The sequence below is a fragment of the Laspinema olomoucense D3b genome, assembly GCF_025370785.1.
In the GTDB taxonomy this organism is placed as follows: Bacteria; Cyanobacteriota; Cyanobacteriia; order Cyanobacteriales; family Laspinemataceae; genus Laspinema; species Laspinema olomoucense.
The window spans coordinates 36,629-53,033 of the sequence record NZ_JAMXFA010000044.1 but is presented as its reverse complement, the minus strand read 5'-3'; the positions used below and the strand labels follow the sequence as shown (position 1 = coordinate 53,033).

Genomic DNA, 16,405 nt, shown 5'->3' with positions numbered 1-16,405 from the left:
AATTATGAGTTGGCTCTGGGGTCTAAAATTCAAAATTTTTCATTATAACATAGATTTTTTTTGCAAGAGGTCTAATCAAGTTAGCTAAGTTATGTTAGAAAAAAAACAATTATTGAATATTGACTTATTATCTAATCGTACTGCTGGATCGCTACTTGCTGCGGCAGCGGGTGATGCAATGGGGTGGATGACTGAGTTTATCCGATCGCCCGATGACCTCCAACGCAAAATGGGAGTCGATCGCATCACCGAATATCAAGCATGGAGTAAGCGAGTTGGTGGACGATTTCAAGGTTATGAAGATTATATTGCCCCTGGCGATTACTCTGATGACACCCAATTAACCATCTGCACTGCCGCTTGTATTTCCCCGAATGGCTCTTTTGACTATGGGACTTTTTGCACCTTGGAGTATCCGATGTGGCTGGAGTACGCTCGTGGTGCGGGTGGTACCGTCAAAGAAGCCGCAGAGAAAATCCAGCGCAAATCGGCTGATTGGAATAATAATTTTTTCAACCGGAAGATGAAACAAGGAACGATAGATTATCGGGATGGCGGTGCTAATGGTGCGGCTATGCGAATTTCCCCTCATGTCTTGGCTAATGTTGGACGTTGGACCCAAGCTGAGGCTGATATCTGGCGCAATTCAATTATTAGCCACGGACATCCCCGAGCGATTATTGGAGCGATTCTCTACGGATATGCATTGCATCTGGTTTTAGAGGGGTCAGCACCTCCTGTCCGGGAGGAGTTAATTGAAACACTAGGCAACTGGGTAAAATCCTTAGAAATTCCCCAAATCCCTGAGTTGAAAACCTGGATAACTGAATGGAATAAGGGAAGGGGAGAATCTTTCAATACGGTTTTTGCTAACACTAAACAAGAGGCTGTTGAGCAGTTGCGTTTAGTCTGGTCAGCATTACATAAGGATGAATCACCAAAAAGTGTACTGGACAAATTAGGATGCTTTGACCGCAATACTAAAGGGTCTGGACTAGGTACGGCGATCGCTGGAATTTATCTGTTTGGCCGTAATCCCGAAACTACCCAGGAAAATATTATCACCGCCGCGAATATGATAGGCAGCGATACGGATTCGATCGCCGCTTTTGTGGGGGGATTGGGGGGTGCAGCTTTTGGATTACAAGCAATTCCTGAAACTTGGCGATCGCAAATTCAAGATGCTCGATTTCTGATTGAGCTAGGCAAGCATTTAGCTACCATTGCCCTTCAGAAACCGGACAACCTGAAGATTCGCCCTGGCGCAAGTGGGATGAAGTTAGGAAAACCCTTATCTCGCCTGAACCTAAACAACAATCTGCAAGTTTTACATCGTCGCTTAGGGATGGGGACGATCGCAGCCGTTGATACACAAGCTCTACTCACCCAAGGGCGAACCGCAACCATTGTCAACATTAATTTTGAGGTGGGTCAAACTTGTAAGTTTGTCTTCCGTAACGACGCTCCCCGGGAAACGTTATTTCTCCTTTAAACTGTTCTCTTGTTCTCTTTCGTTGCTCGGTTGATTCATCCAAGTAGGGAAGGCCTCGCTAACCGTACTCATAGGTATTCGGCGGATCTCTCCAATTACCAATCCCAGGTTTCAAATAGCTCGGAAACGGCTAGGGAAAAACCGGGGATAATATCTTCGCCATCGAGCCGATCGCCTGAGCGCAAAAACCCATCGGGTTCGGGGGTATGGTAAACTAAAACAAACTTTTCATCGGGATGAATCACCCAGACTAACTGGGTATCATTCTCGAAATATTCTACGATTTTACTATGAATTTCTTCTACAGTATTGCTGGGAGATAAAATTTCAATGGCTAGATCCGGTGAGCCTTGAAAAAATCCTCGGGGGGGTCGGGTTAACCCTTGCAGTCGGTTTTTGGCAACAAACGAAACATCTGGAGCGCGTTTATTCCCATTTTTTAGGGTAAAGGCTGTACTGGAATCGCAAATGGCCCCGAGTTTATTGGGTCTGACTATGGTGATTAAAGCGGCTACTAAAATGCAGGCGATATAGCCATGTTCCATCCCAGAATTTCCCATGTCTATGACTTCTCCATTGACTAACTCGTACTGATTTCCATTTCGGGATAAGGCGATCAATTCTTCATCGGTCCAGTGTTTTTGTTCCGTGGAAACGGTCATAATTTTTATCAATAAATGAGGAGGGGAAGTTTTATTATAGACTTGGGGAATGGGGGAGAGGGGGAAACGACAGCAAGTCGTTAGAACAAACATTTATTTCCCCTATCTCCCCTATGCAACCAGAATTGATGATTATTGGAGACGAGTGAGGGCTGCTCGGAGTTGTTGTTCGGATTGGGGATTAGTTTTAACGATTTCGGTGATTTCGTTAAAGCGTTGGATGGTTAATCCGTTACTGGTGACTAAGTTTTTTGAGCTTTCGCAATAGTTGACGACGATCGCTTTGACTTCGCGATCGAGTTGGTTGACTGCATCAGCATTTCGGCAGTCAATGGCGGGAACGTAATTGAGGATTGTTTGGACTTCTTGGGAAGCTTGCGATCGCTGTTGTTCGATCGCCAGGATGGAACGGGCGTAGTTATCCATTTCTTCGGGGGTAATGCTTTGCGCCGAGGCTGAATACGTCCCAATCCAGTTGGCAGAATCGAGGGACAGATGGGGAACGGACCCGGTGAGGATTCCCAAGGCGGAAAGTACACTGATGCAGAGGAGTTTCACTCGGATTCTCTGAACATGAACAGGGGACAATTTGAACATTATCATAACATCTATTGGTGATAAATTAACTCAGCAAGAATCAGGATAAGTTGAAAAAACAAGTTTTTTTGACAGCAATTGTTAATCCCTTACAGAAGGATGAAACTTAGATTTAATAATTGTTTTTCTTCTGATTTATGGTATGATATGGATTCACTTAGCTGATTTTGGGGCTGCTTTTTATGATTCAATTCTACCGGGTTTAGTTCCGGTTGGGTGGGTCGAGAGGGCGGCTTTACAGAAATTTTACCGAAAGGAAGTGGGACGACAGAGTTGGCATAGTTCTATGGTTTTGGTTTGTAAAGTGGAGAGTTCTTCTGTCCCTCGTTTGAGGCTGACTTCTAGTTCGAGGAGGAGGGCTAAGATTTGTTCTAATTGACTAAGGGAGAGGGAACTGACTTCTTTTCTTAAGAAGTAAATTCGGTTAAAGTTGCCGATTTCCGCAGCAGCAGCGATCGCCTTTTCGTCACGCTCACCACTTTCTATCATCAGTTTAACCCAGAACCAGGTTCTAAACTGCCTGGTGAGGGTAGCGGAAATTTTCAGGGCGGGTTCGTTGCGGTTAATCAAATCTGCGACTAATTCTAAAGCAGTTCCTACGTCTCCTTGGCGAATGGCACTGGCAAGCTGTAAGCTGTTTTGAGTCGTTGCAGTGACGAGTTGATCCACGGTAGCGGCACTCAGGGGTTGAGGTCCGGCACTCAGGGAATACAGGTGCAACTTTTCCAGGGCATTATACAGCGATCGCGTATCATTGCCGACGGATTCGGCCAACAGGTCCACGGCATCCGGGGTGAGTTTGACTCCCACTTCCTGGGCGGCTTTGCGGACGGATGAGACGATTTCATTATGTTTTAAGGGGGGTAAGGGGGAAAATTCCTGGACTTGGGCGTACTTTTGTAACAGTTTGGTGGTTTTGAGTCGGCCATCGGGTTTGTTGGGGGTTGTCAGTAGCAGGACGTTGGTTTCGGGGATCACCGGCAGGGTGCGTTCCATTTCTGCTAAGACTTCGCCGGATGCCTGTTGACAAACGTTGGTATCCACCAACCAGACAAAGCGCCCCCCACTGCCAAAGGGCGGGGTGACGGATTGATTAAGGCCCTGAATCACGGCATCGGACTGTTCGGGGGAAATTTTGTCGGCGTTAAAGGTCGCCCAAGCAGGATCCAGGGTGCGATCGCGCAAAGAATCCACCGCTTTTGCCATTGCAAAGTCATCTGATCCCCAATAGAGGTAAATTGTCATATAGAAGACTATGGATAAGATCCCAGGGTCAAAAACACAGGAGGGTTAACCCTTCCTTTAGGATAAAAGAGATTGGCAATGGTCATCTCACTGATCCCCGTTCAGAGCAAAAGGCTCAGAATGGAGTCATTCTCTAGCACCTAAGACTAGCGCGAAAACCTTTATAGATATAGACAAGAGAGGCAATAAGAATTGGACGATACTTTACAAACCTATTTGAATCGAGTGGCGCGGATGACCCTGAAAGATGCCTATCAGTCGGGACTCCAGCATATTCAAACCTCTCCCAAATTTCAGGTCCAAGAAGGTGGGGCCAGAAAGCCGGTGTCTTTTCCGGGGTACACGGTGATTACCCCACCGATGGGAGAAGATGTTGAGAATCAAGAGTTTTATAAAAATATCGAGAGTTGCCAGCAACAACTTCTGGAGATGCTGGAACCGGGTTTAATGGTGCCGGTCCCGGCGGATAGCTTTCATGTCACCCTAGCGGATTTAATTTGGGACGGCAGTTACCGAGATGCGTCGGCGGAAAATCCGAACTATGATAAGCAACTGCGATCGGCGATCGCCCAAAGTTTCCAGCAATGCCAGTCCCTTGCTGGAGGTCCCCCGATTCGCTGGCAGGCCCTGGGGGTAATGTTGCGGACTCGGGCGATCGGGATTTGTTTAGCGCCAAAAAATGAACCCTCTTATGAGCAAATCGTCCAATTCCGGCGATCGATTTATCAAAATCAACAATTAATGGGGTTAGGAATCGAGCAGCAGTATCATTTTACTGGCCACATTACCTTGGGCTATTTTGGTGAAATTCCCTCCAGTTTGGACCGGGAGCATCTCAGCAGTATCTTGGCGGACTTTAATGATAAATGGCTGGATAGTCCCCAAGAAATTTTGATTCAACAAGCCGAAATTCGCAAGTTTGACGATATGACTCGTTACTATCGCGAAGAAGATTGGCCGGTATTTCAATTTTAAGAAGGAGATTACTGTCATTGGTCTTATGTCCTTTGTCCTTTGTCCTTTGTCCTTTGTCCTTTGTCCTTTGTCCTTTGTCCTTGGGAGGAATGACCAGGGACCAATGACAAAGGACATAAGACCAATAACCAATGACCAATAACCCATGACCAATGACCAATGACCCCCTAATTCACCCGATACTGCAACAGAGTTTTGCCGTCATTGATGCGGAGATTGGCGAACATTCTTTTACTACCGCTGAATATGAAATTATTCGGCGGGTGATTCATAGTACCGCCGATTTTGAATTTAAAGACTTGATTGTGTTTAGTCCGGGGGCAATTGAAGGGGCGATCGCCGCCTTGCGTCGGGGGGTTCCGGTGGTGACTGATGTCAGCATGGTGAAACAGGGAATCAGTGGGTTGCTTGCCAAAACTTTTGCGAATCCCTTACACTCAGCGGTAGAACGGGTCCCGGTGGCTACGGAGGGCAAAACCCGCACAGAAATGGGGCTGTTGCAATGCTTTGCGGAATTTCCCGAGGCGATTTATGCGATCGGGAATGCGCCTACGGCTTTGTTAGCCCTATGCGAGGTCCTCCCCCAGTCCCCGATTCAACCGGCGCTGGTGATTGGCGCACCTGTGGGGTTTGTTTCGGTGGTGGAATCTAAGGCGGTACTGGCGCAACAGAATGTCCCTCAGATTATCATCAAGGGTCGCAAAGGGGGTTCTCCTGCTACGGCAGCGATCGTTAATGCGTTAATTCTGTTGGCTTGGCAGCCAGAAAATTAAGACCGAAAAATCCCTAGCTTTGGGATTATTATAACCCTAGAGAGCATCTGGCTCGCTTCCTATAAAAACTTTAAATCAAGAAGAGAATGAGCAGTGCGAGGAACTGGCTCACCTGCTTTTTTAAAAAATAGCGATGTTTGGAAGTTTAATGGTATAAACTCAGTGGTGATCGCAACGAATATAAACGGATGATTCATGTCATAGGAATTGGGTTGGATGGGGTAGCGGGACTCACGGAAGCCGTGCGCCAAATTATCGAATCGGCGAATCTTCTTGTGGGAAGCGATCGCCACTTGAGTTATTTTCCCCTGCATCCCGCCGAACGCCTGGTTATAGAAGACATTGGGGTAACCTTTAAAACCCTCTGCCGTCAATTAATTCGCTGGAATTCCGGTTCATTAGAGAGCCCTGCGGGGCGAAATCTTGTGGTTCTCACCAGTGGGGACCCGTTATTTTTTGGATTAGGACGGTTACTGTTAGCAGAACTCCCTGCGGACCAGCTTGATTTTCATCCCCATTTAAGCTGCATTCAATTAGCTTTTAGTCGGATTAAAGTCCCCTGGCAAGATGCCCGAATTGTCAGTGCACATGGACGCGCTTTAGATGAATTATTAACGGTATTACGGGAAGGTGCATCCAAAGTTGCTATCCTCACCGATGGGAAAAATACCCCGAGTACAATTGCGCGTCTGCTGCTATCATTGGATTTACCCAGCCGTTATGACTTTTGGGTGTGTGAAAACCTCGGCGGTTCCGAGGAGCGCATCCAGACTTTTTCAGTTCAGCAAACTGATGATATTATCGCCTTAGAATCCCAAACGTTTTCCTCTTTAAATGTGGTGGTTTTGGTGCGGCAGGTGGGTCATCCCCATGAAAGATTAGAGATTCAAAATTTACCCACATTTGGATTACCGGATAGTACCTTTTTAACCTTTAGCGATCGCCCCGGTTTGATGACCAAGCGAGAAATGAGAATTCTTATCCTCGGGGAGTTAGGACTCCAATCCGGTCAAATTGTCTGGGATATTGGGGCGGGAACGGGTGCAGTTTCCATTGAAATTGGGCGCTTATTTCCCAAATCTCAAATTTATGCCATTGAAAAAACAGGCGCGGGGATTTCTTTAATTGAGCAAAATTGTCAACGCCTCCAGGTCCGAAATGTGATTTCAATTCATGGTAGCGCCCCAGATATTTTAGATAGACTTCCGGTTCCCCATCGGATTTTTATTGGGGGAACGGGGGGACAATTGCGGACGATTCTGGGGTTTTGTGGGGGACAATTGGCTAAAGGAGGAACCATGGCGATCGCCTTAGCCACCCTAGAACATTTGAATGAAGCATTAAATTGGGTCAATGAACACCAGTGGGATTATCACATCTTGCAGGCGAATTTATCCCGTTCCGTTCCCATTGCTCATCTCACCCGGTTTTGCCCCTTAAATCCCGTGACCATTCTCACCATTAATAAGCCGGAATTTTAGAAATTGAGTACAGCAGCGGATTGAAACAACGGAATTTTAAACATTTTTTTGATAGAGAACAATAACCCTAATAAAAACCTAATTTTTCATCCTCCAACTGACGCAACTTTTCAAAGAGACGATACATATCCTGAGCAAACTTTTTAGGATTCCACAAGGGGGCGAGAGTTTCCGCTGTTTTGGATTGGATTAACTGCTGTTTAATTTGCTGATGGAAGCGTTTATCGCATCCGAAGCGGACCCCCCACTCCACATACTCCTCCCAACTCCATGCCACTCCCGCTTGAATTCCCAAAGCTTGTAAGAAAGAATAGCCCATTCGAGAGAGAAATTGTTCTCCACTGCGGGTCACCAGGGGGAGGTTAAACCATAACGCTTCTAAGGTATGGGTTCCGCCATTATAGGGATAGGAATCGAGTAAAACATCGGCTAATAAATAGAGGGTTCGATGTTCTTCTTCAGTGCGAGTTCGGGGTAAAAAATGAAGGCGAGAAAAACTGACATTTTGTAGCTGGCATTCTTGTTGATAAGTGGCAGAAATGACAGCGCGATCACCTTTTCCTTTGTACAGTAAAACACTATCAGGAACTTGCTTGAGAATGGCAACTTGAGCGCGGACTAAATCCCCATTGAATTTACGTCCTGGGGCGACACAGAGATAAACCACCTGGTTTGAATTAATTCCCAAAGAATGTCTCAAAGTATCGCTGTCAGCTTTCATTCGCTCAAATCCCGAACTCGCCACAAAGGAATCCGGCATTCGGATTAATTGTTCTTGATAGTAGGATTCGCTTCCCTGGGGGTGAGTCTGCCAATCCCCAAGAAAGTAGTTTTTTGAGGAAATAAACGGGGCCTCAAAGCCCAACCAAGAAATACAAATAGGGGCGGGATGAGAGGCTATAATTTCAATATTCGTATCAATAGTTAGCGAGTCTAAATCAATTAAAATATCTAAGTTATCATTCTGGATTTCTTCAAAAATAGTTTGACGACTGACTCCTTCAGAGGGATGATAGAATTTAGCGGCTAAGTTTTCAAAAATAGTCGTGCGATCGTCCGGTTGGAGAGGACCTGTGACATACAGATACAAATCCGGCGTGAGTAGAGATAACTCGCGAAGGATATCTGCACTGCACCAACCCACGGAATGTCGCCTGTAATGGGGAGAAATGATGCCAATTTTTAACGGGGTTGAGGCAAGGCGAGGGGAGAGATTACGGGATGGAGGGGGAGTCTGGAAGCGAGGTATGGTGGGAAGAAAGCGTTGAGAAATTTGGCGATAAAAGTGAGAATTTTGGCGCAGATTATCGCGGATATTGGTGAGGATATAAAAGCTGTTGTAATAGAGGCGTTGGATATCCCGATCGCAAAGGTTGTCTAAATTTTTCAGGACTTGCGACTCTAAAGTTAAAAAATGCTGGTAGGCATTTTGAGCGCTGCCTGCTTTGAGATAGGCACTAATCCAGGCGATCGCTGCCATCGATTGCCCTTCCCCTTGACAGTGTTCTATATAGCAATCAGCAGATTTACGCGCAGCGGCAAAATTGTTAGAACTGCTGAATAATTCATATAAATTCCAATGCGCTTCTACTAAATCCGGTTGAAGCGATATCGCTGTTTTATAGCTATTGATGGCTTCTTCCATCCACCCTTGTTGCCGGTAAATGATGCCTAAATGAACATGAGCTTCCGCTGAGGTAGGTTCAAGTTCTAAAGTTGTTTGAAACAGGGAGCGCGCTTCTTCTAACTCGCCTTGATTCAGCAAGTCTGTACCCAAGGTAAAATAACCGGAAGCGCCGACTAATTTGGGATTCATATTAAGGGCTTCTTTTTGATAAAATATCCCTTGATTGAGCTCTCCGGTTTCTTTGAAGACTTTCCCTAAGTTCCAGTAGAGTCCCGCTAAATTGGGGTTAAACTCTAGGGCGGTTTGATAGGCTGCGATCGCCTGTGTAAAATCTCCTTGCTGATAGTAAAGGGTCCCGAGGTTTCCGTGGGCTTCTGCAAACTCAGGACAGAGGGCGATCGCCATTTGGTAAGCCCGAATCGCCCCCTCACGTTTCCCCGTTGATTGCAAGACATTTCCCAAGAGTTTGTAACTAGGAGCAAAATCGGGCTGCATCTGAATCAATTGATGGCAAACCGTCAGGGCTGACTCTAATTCTCCCTGACGGTAATATGCCTCCGCTTGCTCAATTAATGGTTCAACGGGCTTATCCTCTTTTTGGATGAGGTTGGGCTGATTCATAATTAATTAATATTATAAAAATAGGTGATTTAATGAGCCAACTTCGCCAAATCTATTAATTTTACGAGAGATTCAATATTGACATAAATATCGTCAGTTCTTGCCTCCTTATAAATTCGCTTAAGGGGACGAATCTGGGGTCTGGTAGCGTAGTAATTTTCCAGACTTTCTCCAATTAAATAATAATAGTTTAAATTGATATGATTGCTTAAAATCCAATAACAGTTTTCGACATAGCGGGGGGCAAAGATTTCAATCAGTTTCGTCCCGGGTTGACAAAATACGGCATTACTGAGTCCGGCACCATGAGGGGCAACTATCGCTTTTGCCGATGCCATAATTGCAATCTGCTCAGATACAGAAAAAGATTCTAATATAACCATTTTAAATCCAAATTTCCCCAAACAGTCTAATATTTCCTCTTCATTTACAAATCGCCGAAACTGTGAGCGCTGACGGCTAATATAGATCCGTTCATATCCCTTCAATGGGTTGGGTGCCGCTAGAGGCATCAATTCTTGACGCAGAAATTTACACACCCAGGGAGGTACTCCCTGAATATAATTGCCAAACCATTTCGGTATGCTGCTAGGAACCGAGGGGACGATTAATTGAGAAGCTTGAATATGGGGATATTCTACACTGGTGATGATTTTTTCTTCTGGTATCCCCAAAAAATTCAAAGTTTCTCTTTGAAAAGCGTGTTTGTAATTATTAATGACAAATTTATCAATATTATTCCAGTCAATACCCTGATATTGAAGTAACTTGAATCGGGGTAAAATGTCCATCATCCAATGGTAATAAGTATCACCGCCTATGGCCGATAAAAATGCTATAGTTCCATCAATTTTTTTAATTCTAGGGAGCTTATTGACTTGCGTAAAATGAGCAACATTTCCGGTAGAGAGTTCGGCCAGGAGTTGATTTTGTTCGGTCAAAATAGCGGTGGTAATTAAATCTCCCCAAGCCCGCCCATTGGGGAGAATTGCCAGATACCTTTCTGGAAACTCTCCCCACCTTTCTTGGAGATTAGGAGGGACTTGAGGGAAGTTACCTGAATAATTTTTGGGAGATCGGAGATACACGGATTGACCGGAGTTAATTTTAATATAGGTTAAATTGGGTTTATTTGTATCAAAATCAACAGCAATATTTGCTAGTGATAAGCAGACGGTTTTAGTAGGATAAGTGGGAACCGCTACTAACTGATTAAGAGTCGCTTCTAAATGATTTTGTCCTTTAAAAAATAGCAAAGATAAGTCCGGTTGGAGTTGAAAGGCTTTGTGAAAAGCTGCGATCGCCTCACATAATTTTCCCTGGAGTTGCAGGGACATCCCTAAGTTTCCGTAGGCAGCAGCAAAATCGGGTTGAAGTTCACTTGCTTTTTGCAAACAAGCGACGGCTTCTTCCAGTTGATTGCTTTGTTGAAAAACCTGTCCTAGCTTATGGTAAGCATTCGCATAATCCGGTTTAATTTCAATAGCCTTTTTTAAATAACAAATCGATTCCGTAAATTTACCTTGCTCAAATAATAAAGCTCCTAAATTACCATACAGTTCTGCTAAATCAGGCTTTAAAGTAATTGCTTTTTTTAAACAGTTAACCGCCTCACTGAATTGATTGAGTTCGGCCAAGAGGTTAGCTAAATTTCCATAAGCCTCAGCTAAATTGGGTTTAATCTGAATTGCTGTGGTAAAACAATCAAATGCCCGTTTTCGGTCTTCCACCTCATGTAATAAAATTCCCAACGTGCAATAAGCCTCGGCTGAGTCGGGTTGTAGAATAATTTGTTTCTCTAAACAGGCGATCGCTTTTTCTATCGCCCCAATTTGGATTAAACTATCTCCTAAATATGCATAACATTCGGCTAACTGGATAGAGCCATTAGGGGTTTTTTCAAATAAATCTATTCCCGATTGGTAAGCGCGGATTGCCGCCTCCAGTTTTCCTGATAATTGCAATATATTTCCTAGGAGTTTGTAACTAGGCGCAAAATTAGGCTGGAGCTGAATCACTTGACAGCAAACACTCCGGGCCGAATCTAATTGTCCCAGTCGGTAATATACCTCTGCTTCCTGAATTAATGGTTCAACTAACTTATCCATTTTTTTTGCTTAATTTTGGAAATTCTTGTTAAGAACTGCAAGTTAACGCTAATTTCTACCCCTAAACAAACCCCGCCCATTTCATCAGTTGAAATAAAGATTCTATTTTAACATAAATATCTTCAGCCCGAGGGGGACGATTCAACGAATTGGGGCGCAAATGGGGATATTTTTCATAATAATTTTTCCCATTGTCCCCAATCAGATAATAATAGTCTAACCCCACTTGATTACTAATAATCCAATAACAATCGGGAACATATCGGGGAGAAAAAATCTCCAGGAGTTGAGTACCTGGTTGACAGAATAGAGTATTCGTTAATCCGGCCCCATGTGGAGCTATAATCGTTTTAGCCCCGGTCATTAAAGCAATTTGCTCCCGGACAGAAAGCGCTTCTAACATGACCGTTTGAAACCCCAAGGATTCTAAAAAAACGCTAATTTCATCTTCATTAATAAAGCGACGTACCTTGGCTTTGCGACGGCTAATATAAATTTTTTCTGGGGTTTCAGAACTCGGGAAATCAGCCAGAGAGGTAAATCTTTTTCGGAGAAAGTCGCAGACCCATTTTGGCGGACCTTCAATAAAAGGACCAAACCATTTTTCCGTACTACTGGTAACGGAAGGAACCAATAACTGAGTGGCTTGTAGGTGGGGATAGTCCAGACTGGTTATCAGTTTTTCGGGTGGGATATTTAAGGTATGAATTAAATCTTTTTGGAAAGAATGACGAACATTATTGATTACAAATTTATCAATTTTATCCCAATCGATTCCACTGCGGCGTAAGAGTTCTAGTCGCGGAATAATATCTACCCACCAATGATAATAAGTATCTCCTCCGAGGGTTGAAATAAAGGCCACAGTTCCTTCAATTTTATGAACGGGAGGCAATTTATCTAATGCGAATAAAAAAGGGACATTTCCTGTAGAGAGATCCGCTAAAAGAGTATTGTCTTCAGACCAAATCACACTGGTATATAAATCACCCCAAGCGCGTCCATTGGGGACAATCGCCAGATAGGTTTCCGGCGAATATCCGTGGGTTTCGGGGAAATAAATCGGAACTGCCTCATCGTTGAGTGCAAGGGTTTTCCCTGCTGCTAAATGAACCGGGATACGCGGACTCATTTCCAAATAAGTGATATCTGATCCGGGATAATTTAAGTTAAATTGGGTAGCTAAATTTTGAGTGAATCGACAGACTTTTTTAGGTGAACTCACAGGAAGTTCCACCAACGATTCCCGAGGTATGGCTTCTAAATGGGGTTGACCTCGGAAGTAAAGCATCATGAAATCGGCATCATATTTTATCGCGTTTTGGAAACAGGAAATGGACTCTTCCAGTTCCCCTTCTCGGTGTAAAATATTCCCTAGATTGCCATAGGCCATTGCTAAATCAGGTTCTAGGGCGATCGCATGATGCAAAGAGGCTTTGGCTTCATCCAGTCTGCCTTGTTGTTCCAGAACATAGCCTAAATTGCCATGGGCGAGGGCAAAATTAGGCTCAATTTTAATACAGTCTCGCAAACAAGCCTCCGCCGCTTCTAGCTTGCCTTGTACTTGAAAGGTGGTTCCTAAGTTACGGTAAGCTTCTGCAAAATTTGGGTTAATTTCAATGCCTTTTTTAAACCAGAAAATTGCTTCTTCTTCCTGATTAATTTTTCTTAAAATTAACCCTAGATTATTGTAGGCTTCAATCCAATCCGGTTGCAGTTCTATCGTTGCTTTAAAACAAGAAGTTGCAGATTGAAGTTCATTTTTTTGTTGCAGTAAATAGCCCAATTTAAAGTGAGCAGCGGCGAGATTGGGTTGTAGAGTGATTGCTTTCTGAAAACAGGCGATCGCCTCTTCTATTTTACTCTGTAATTCCCAAAATATCCCTAAATTCAAGTAAGCGGGACCCCAGTCTGGGTAAGTCTCGGTAAACCGCTGATAAAATGCTGTGATTTCTTTCAAAGTTGCCCGTTTACTTAACTCTAATCCCACTTGATTGTGCAGATCCGGGGGAAACTGACTCGGATTGAGGTTTAAAGCTATTTTCTGATACTCAGTCCCCTCATCGACTCGTCCTTGTTCCTTAAAAACTTTTCCTAAATTCCAATAAACCCCGGCCCAATTTGGCTGAAGGGTCAAAGCTTTTTGATAGCAGAGAACCGCTGAGTCTAACTCACCGATTTGATAAAAAATTGTCCCCTGATTGGCATGAACTTCGGCAAATTCTGGATTAAGAACTAATGCGCGATGGTACGCCCGCATTGCTGCATCTAGTTTACCTTGAGCTTGTAAACTATTGCCCAAAGTTTTATAAATTGGAGCAAAATTTGGCTGAATTTGAATGAGTTGATGGCAGAGGGTCACTGCCTCGGTCCACTTACCATCCTGATAATAGCGTTCAGCTTGTTGATTGGTTGCAGTCGCCTCAATATGCATCACGGTTCCACTTTTCTCGTTTGTCTGGTTATCCCTATACAGGGATGACCCACGGAAACAGTTAAAAGGACGGGGATATTATATCATTAACCGCGATCAAGATGGAAGGCTTTAGCCCCCCTTGTCAAGGGGGGTTGGGGGGATCCAAGACTATTATGGTTTTTGAAAAAGGCGAGATATTATCATAACAATCGCCCCAATGGGAAAGGGGTGCAGTTTTTACTACACCCCTTGGGATTGATGAAGCGTGATAAATTATAGACCTCTTGCAAAATAGCGGAGAGATCCCCCCAACCCCCCTTAAAAAGGGGGGCTTTTGAATTGTTTAGAGATACTCTGAGACAAAGGCTGGATTTTGTTGTTTTTCAAGATATTGAATTAAGGCATAAGCTAAGTCGTTTCGCGTCATGGGTTCTAAGGGACGAATGGCTTGATTGCGATCGGTATTGACAAACCCTTCTTGTAAGGCGGTTGCTATTGCTTGCTTGGCCCAATCCGGGATATTTAGGGCATCGGGATGCTGATTTAACAAGTCGGTAACGGCATTTTCAGATAGTTGAAATACCCCATAAGCTTGGGCAAAAATTGCCAATCCTTCAGCGCGAGTTACGGGGCGATCGGGGAAGAATCGGCCTTGATTATCCACGGTCATTGTGCCAGTTTTTAAGGCAATTTGAATGGCGGCATAATCCGGTCGATCGCTGGTCATATCTTGAATAAAAATCGCTGGATTTTCCGCTGTAGTGCGTTGGTGTAACTTAAAGGCTTTTCCCAGAACTTGTGCTAGTTCTGACCGAGTAACTGATGCTGTGGCATCAAAGGTTTCATCCTTGTCAGAATGAGATATCCAACCCATAGAAAAGAGTTGTTCTATCGAGGTTTGGTTCGATTGATTTTGAGGCATCATTATCCCTGGTTATAGTCTAGGTGAGTCTGTTTTGTTGACTTTCTGTTCTTACGAGAAGAGGACAGGAAAATCAGGAATTTTTACTCGCTATCCAGGGACACCTGATAATTTTATCGGGCTGAAATTAAATGCAGTGCAGAACTTTAGTCCCTCAAACTCTTTGTTAAATATCCAAGATAACCATTGCTATCCATCCCTCTGGGGTGGATTCAAGTTTAAATTGATGTAAGGTGACTGCTTTGACATCAACCCGCTGTTCATGGCGATCTGGGTCCAGGGTTTCTCCTTTGGCGATCGCCTCTAAATGATAGACTCCATTCTTCTGGGCGATCGTCACCTGTTGTCCGAGTAATAACAACTGTTCACTATCTTTATAATACAGGAATTCCTGTAAATAATTAAACAGCAACATATCCAATTCATCGTTTTCTAAAGTGAAGTGACGCTGTTCAGTTAGGGCAATAGTTTCTAACTCAAAAATCATTGCATTAACCGTGGCATTTCCAGCGGCAAGAAATAATTCTTCTAACTCTTTCCCTTGGGCCACAAAGGCGATATCCGCTGTGGCTACTTCTTCTAAAAATTCATAAGGCATCGGCTATTCCTCACAGGATTGCAATCGCTGGATGATGTCAGATTGGCGAATCGGCATTTGTTTACCAATAAACACTAACTCGGTTCTTTCCCATTGAAAGGGTTCCAATTCCCAGCGTCCAGCGACGAAATTAAACAGATAATTCCCCTCAGCAAACCGGATGAATCCTTTGGCGCGATAAACCTCGGATTCTAGGCTATCAGCGAAGGATTCAAACCGGGAACGATGGAAGAGTTGGTGCGAGGTATAGCTAAAGGAATCAAATTCCGGCTGATGAACGTGATGGGGTGGTTTTTGAATGCGATCGCGATTTAATCCAAACAGCAAATCAGGATCTACTTGACAGCGTTCGGTTTTAACAATCGGGGCGATACTATTAATCTCCGTTAGCTTCCTCTCAATTTCCCTTAATTGTTCCTCATCGACCAAATCCACCTTATTTAAGAGGATAAAATCCGCCCCTTCAATTTGCAGGCGGCTGGTATGACCAATCGTGGGATATTTAACTAAACCATCGGCATCAATGGTGGTAATCACGCCATCCAAAATCACTTGAGTTAAAGTTTCTTGAATGTCAAACACCAAAGCATCGGGTTCAGCAACCCCAGTAGTTTCTACCACAATTACTTCGGGGTGAATCGTTTCGAGAATTTCCTCAACTGCTGCCTCAAATTCCCCCGCCAGGGAACAGCAAACGCAACCCCCGCCTAATTCAGCAATCTGAATATTTTTCCCCTCAATGACTTTGCTATCAATAGCTATTTCGCCAAATTCATTCATTAAAATAGCAATTTTGCGGGGAACTGTCTCCAAAATATAGCGCAATAAAGTGGTTTTTCCACTGCCTAATGGTCCCGTAATCACCGTAATCGGAGTGCGTGTTTTCAT

Annotated in this window: 13 protein-coding genes; 4 read left to right on the top strand and 9 right to left on the bottom strand. The window is 44.1% G+C overall.

The window, feature by feature from the left end:
- The first annotated feature begins 91 nt into the window (after positions 1–91).
- Entirely contained in the window at positions 92–1,492 is a 1,401-nt protein-coding gene (locus NG792_RS24245) for an ADP-ribosylglycohydrolase family protein (protein WP_261237089.1), read from the top strand.
- A gap of 95 nt (positions 1,493–1,587) precedes the next feature.
- Here the strand turns inward: NG792_RS24245 and NG792_RS24240 are convergent, their stop codons facing one another.
- The 3 genes from NG792_RS24240 to holA all read right to left on the bottom strand — a co-directional run bounded on the left by NG792_RS24240 (position 1,588) and on the right by holA (position 3,996).
- Positions 1,588–2,154: a Uma2 family endonuclease gene (locus tag NG792_RS24240; RefSeq protein WP_261237088.1), complete on the bottom strand. Its 567-nt coding sequence runs from the start codon at positions 2,152–2,154 to the stop codon at positions 1,588–1,590.
- Between the two features lie 132 nt (positions 2,155–2,286).
- The gene (locus NG792_RS24235) at positions 2,287–2,712 is read right to left on the bottom strand and encodes a DUF4168 domain-containing protein (RefSeq protein WP_261237087.1); all 426 of its coding nucleotides are present in this window, start codon (positions 2,710–2,712) and stop codon (positions 2,287–2,289) included.
- 285 nt (positions 2,713–2,997) lie between these two features.
- On the bottom strand, positions 2,998–3,996 hold the full coding sequence (gene holA, locus NG792_RS24230) for a DNA polymerase III subunit delta (RefSeq protein WP_261237086.1): 999 nt from the start codon (positions 3,994–3,996) through the stop codon (positions 2,998–3,000).
- Positions 3,997–4,188: 192 nt separating this feature from the next.
- Here holA and NG792_RS24225 point away from each other — a divergent pair, with 192 nt between their 5' ends.
- The 3 genes from NG792_RS24225 (at position 4,189) to cbiE (ending at position 7,225) form a co-directional block, all read left to right on the top strand.
- Positions 4,189–4,971 (top strand): DUF1868 domain-containing protein, encoded by a 783-nt coding sequence (locus tag NG792_RS24225; protein ID WP_261197984.1) that lies wholly within the window; start codon positions 4,189–4,191, stop codon positions 4,969–4,971.
- Between the two features lie 152 nt (positions 4,972–5,123).
- On the top strand, positions 5,124–5,744 hold the full coding sequence (locus tag NG792_RS24220) for a precorrin-8X methylmutase (RefSeq protein ID WP_261197983.1): 621 nt from the start codon (positions 5,124–5,126) through the stop codon (positions 5,742–5,744).
- A 188-nt stretch (positions 5,745–5,932) separates the two neighbouring features.
- A complete protein-coding gene (gene cbiE, locus NG792_RS24215; protein ID WP_261237085.1) occupies positions 5,933–7,225 on the top strand; it encodes a precorrin-6y C5,15-methyltransferase (decarboxylating) subunit CbiE in 1,293 nt (430 codons plus the stop codon).
- Between the two features lie 67 nt (positions 7,226–7,292).
- Here cbiE and NG792_RS24210 read toward each other — a convergent pair whose 3' ends face one another.
- The 6 genes from NG792_RS24210 to NG792_RS24185 all read right to left on the bottom strand — a co-directional run bounded on the left by NG792_RS24210 (position 7,293) and on the right by NG792_RS24185 (position 16,405).
- Positions 7,293–9,473 carry an O-linked N-acetylglucosamine transferase, SPINDLY family protein gene (locus tag NG792_RS24210; RefSeq protein WP_261237084.1) on the bottom strand — a complete coding sequence of 727 codons (2,181 nt, stop codon included), beginning with the start codon at positions 9,471–9,473 and terminating at the stop codon, positions 7,293–7,295.
- A 29-nt stretch (positions 9,474–9,502) separates the two neighbouring features.
- Positions 9,503–11,581, bottom strand: a complete 2,079-nt coding sequence (locus tag NG792_RS24205) for a tetratricopeptide repeat protein (protein ID WP_261237083.1) — start codon at positions 11,579–11,581, stop codon at positions 9,503–9,505.
- A gap of 61 nt (positions 11,582–11,642) precedes the next feature.
- Complete coding sequence (locus NG792_RS24200; protein ID WP_261237092.1) at positions 11,643–14,015, bottom strand: tetratricopeptide repeat protein; 2,373 nt, start codon at positions 14,013–14,015, stop codon at positions 11,643–11,645.
- Between the two features lie 325 nt (positions 14,016–14,340).
- Positions 14,341–14,922, bottom strand: coding sequence for an S-layer homology domain-containing protein (locus NG792_RS24195; protein ID WP_261237082.1), 582 nt, complete (start codon positions 14,920–14,922; stop codon positions 14,341–14,343).
- A 163-nt stretch (positions 14,923–15,085) separates the two neighbouring features.
- Positions 15,086–15,517, bottom strand: coding sequence for an archease (locus tag NG792_RS24190; RefSeq protein WP_261197978.1), 432 nt, complete (start codon positions 15,515–15,517; stop codon positions 15,086–15,088).
- A gap of 3 nt (positions 15,518–15,520) precedes the next feature.
- A complete protein-coding gene (locus NG792_RS24185) occupies positions 15,521–16,405 on the bottom strand; it encodes a CobW family GTP-binding protein (protein WP_261197977.1) in 885 nt (294 codons plus the stop codon).

Coding starts and splice junctions, on each gene's coding strand:
- NG792_RS24245 (WP_261237089.1), top strand. CDS start 92: ATGTTAGAAAAAAAACAATTATTGAATATTGACTTATTATCTAATCGT.
- NG792_RS24240 (WP_261237088.1), bottom strand. CDS start 2,154: ATGACCGTTTCCACGGAACAAAAACACTGGACCGATGAAGAATTGATC.
- holA (WP_261237086.1), bottom strand. CDS start 3,996: ATGACAATTTACCTCTATTGGGGATCAGATGACTTTGCAATGGCAAAA.
- NG792_RS24220 (WP_261197983.1), top strand. CDS start 5,124: ATGACCAATGACCCCCTAATTCACCCGATACTGCAACAGAGTTTTGCC.
- cbiE (WP_261237085.1), top strand. CDS start 5,933: ATGATTCATGTCATAGGAATTGGGTTGGATGGGGTAGCGGGACTCACG.
- NG792_RS24210 (WP_261237084.1), bottom strand. CDS start 9,473: ATGAATCAGCCCAACCTCATCCAAAAAGAGGATAAGCCCGTTGAACCA.
- NG792_RS24205 (WP_261237083.1), bottom strand. CDS start 11,581: ATGGATAAGTTAGTTGAACCATTAATTCAGGAAGCAGAGGTATATTAC.
- NG792_RS24200 (WP_261237092.1), bottom strand. CDS start 14,015: ATGCATATTGAGGCGACTGCAACCAATCAACAAGCTGAACGCTATTAT.
- NG792_RS24195 (WP_261237082.1), bottom strand. CDS start 14,922: ATGATGCCTCAAAATCAATCGAACCAAACCTCGATAGAACAACTCTTT.
- NG792_RS24190 (WP_261197978.1), bottom strand. CDS start 15,517: ATGCCTTATGAATTTTTAGAAGAAGTAGCCACAGCGGATATCGCCTTT.
- NG792_RS24185 (WP_261197977.1), bottom strand. CDS start 16,405: ATGAAAACACGCACTCCGATTACGGTGATTACGGGACCATTAGGCAGT.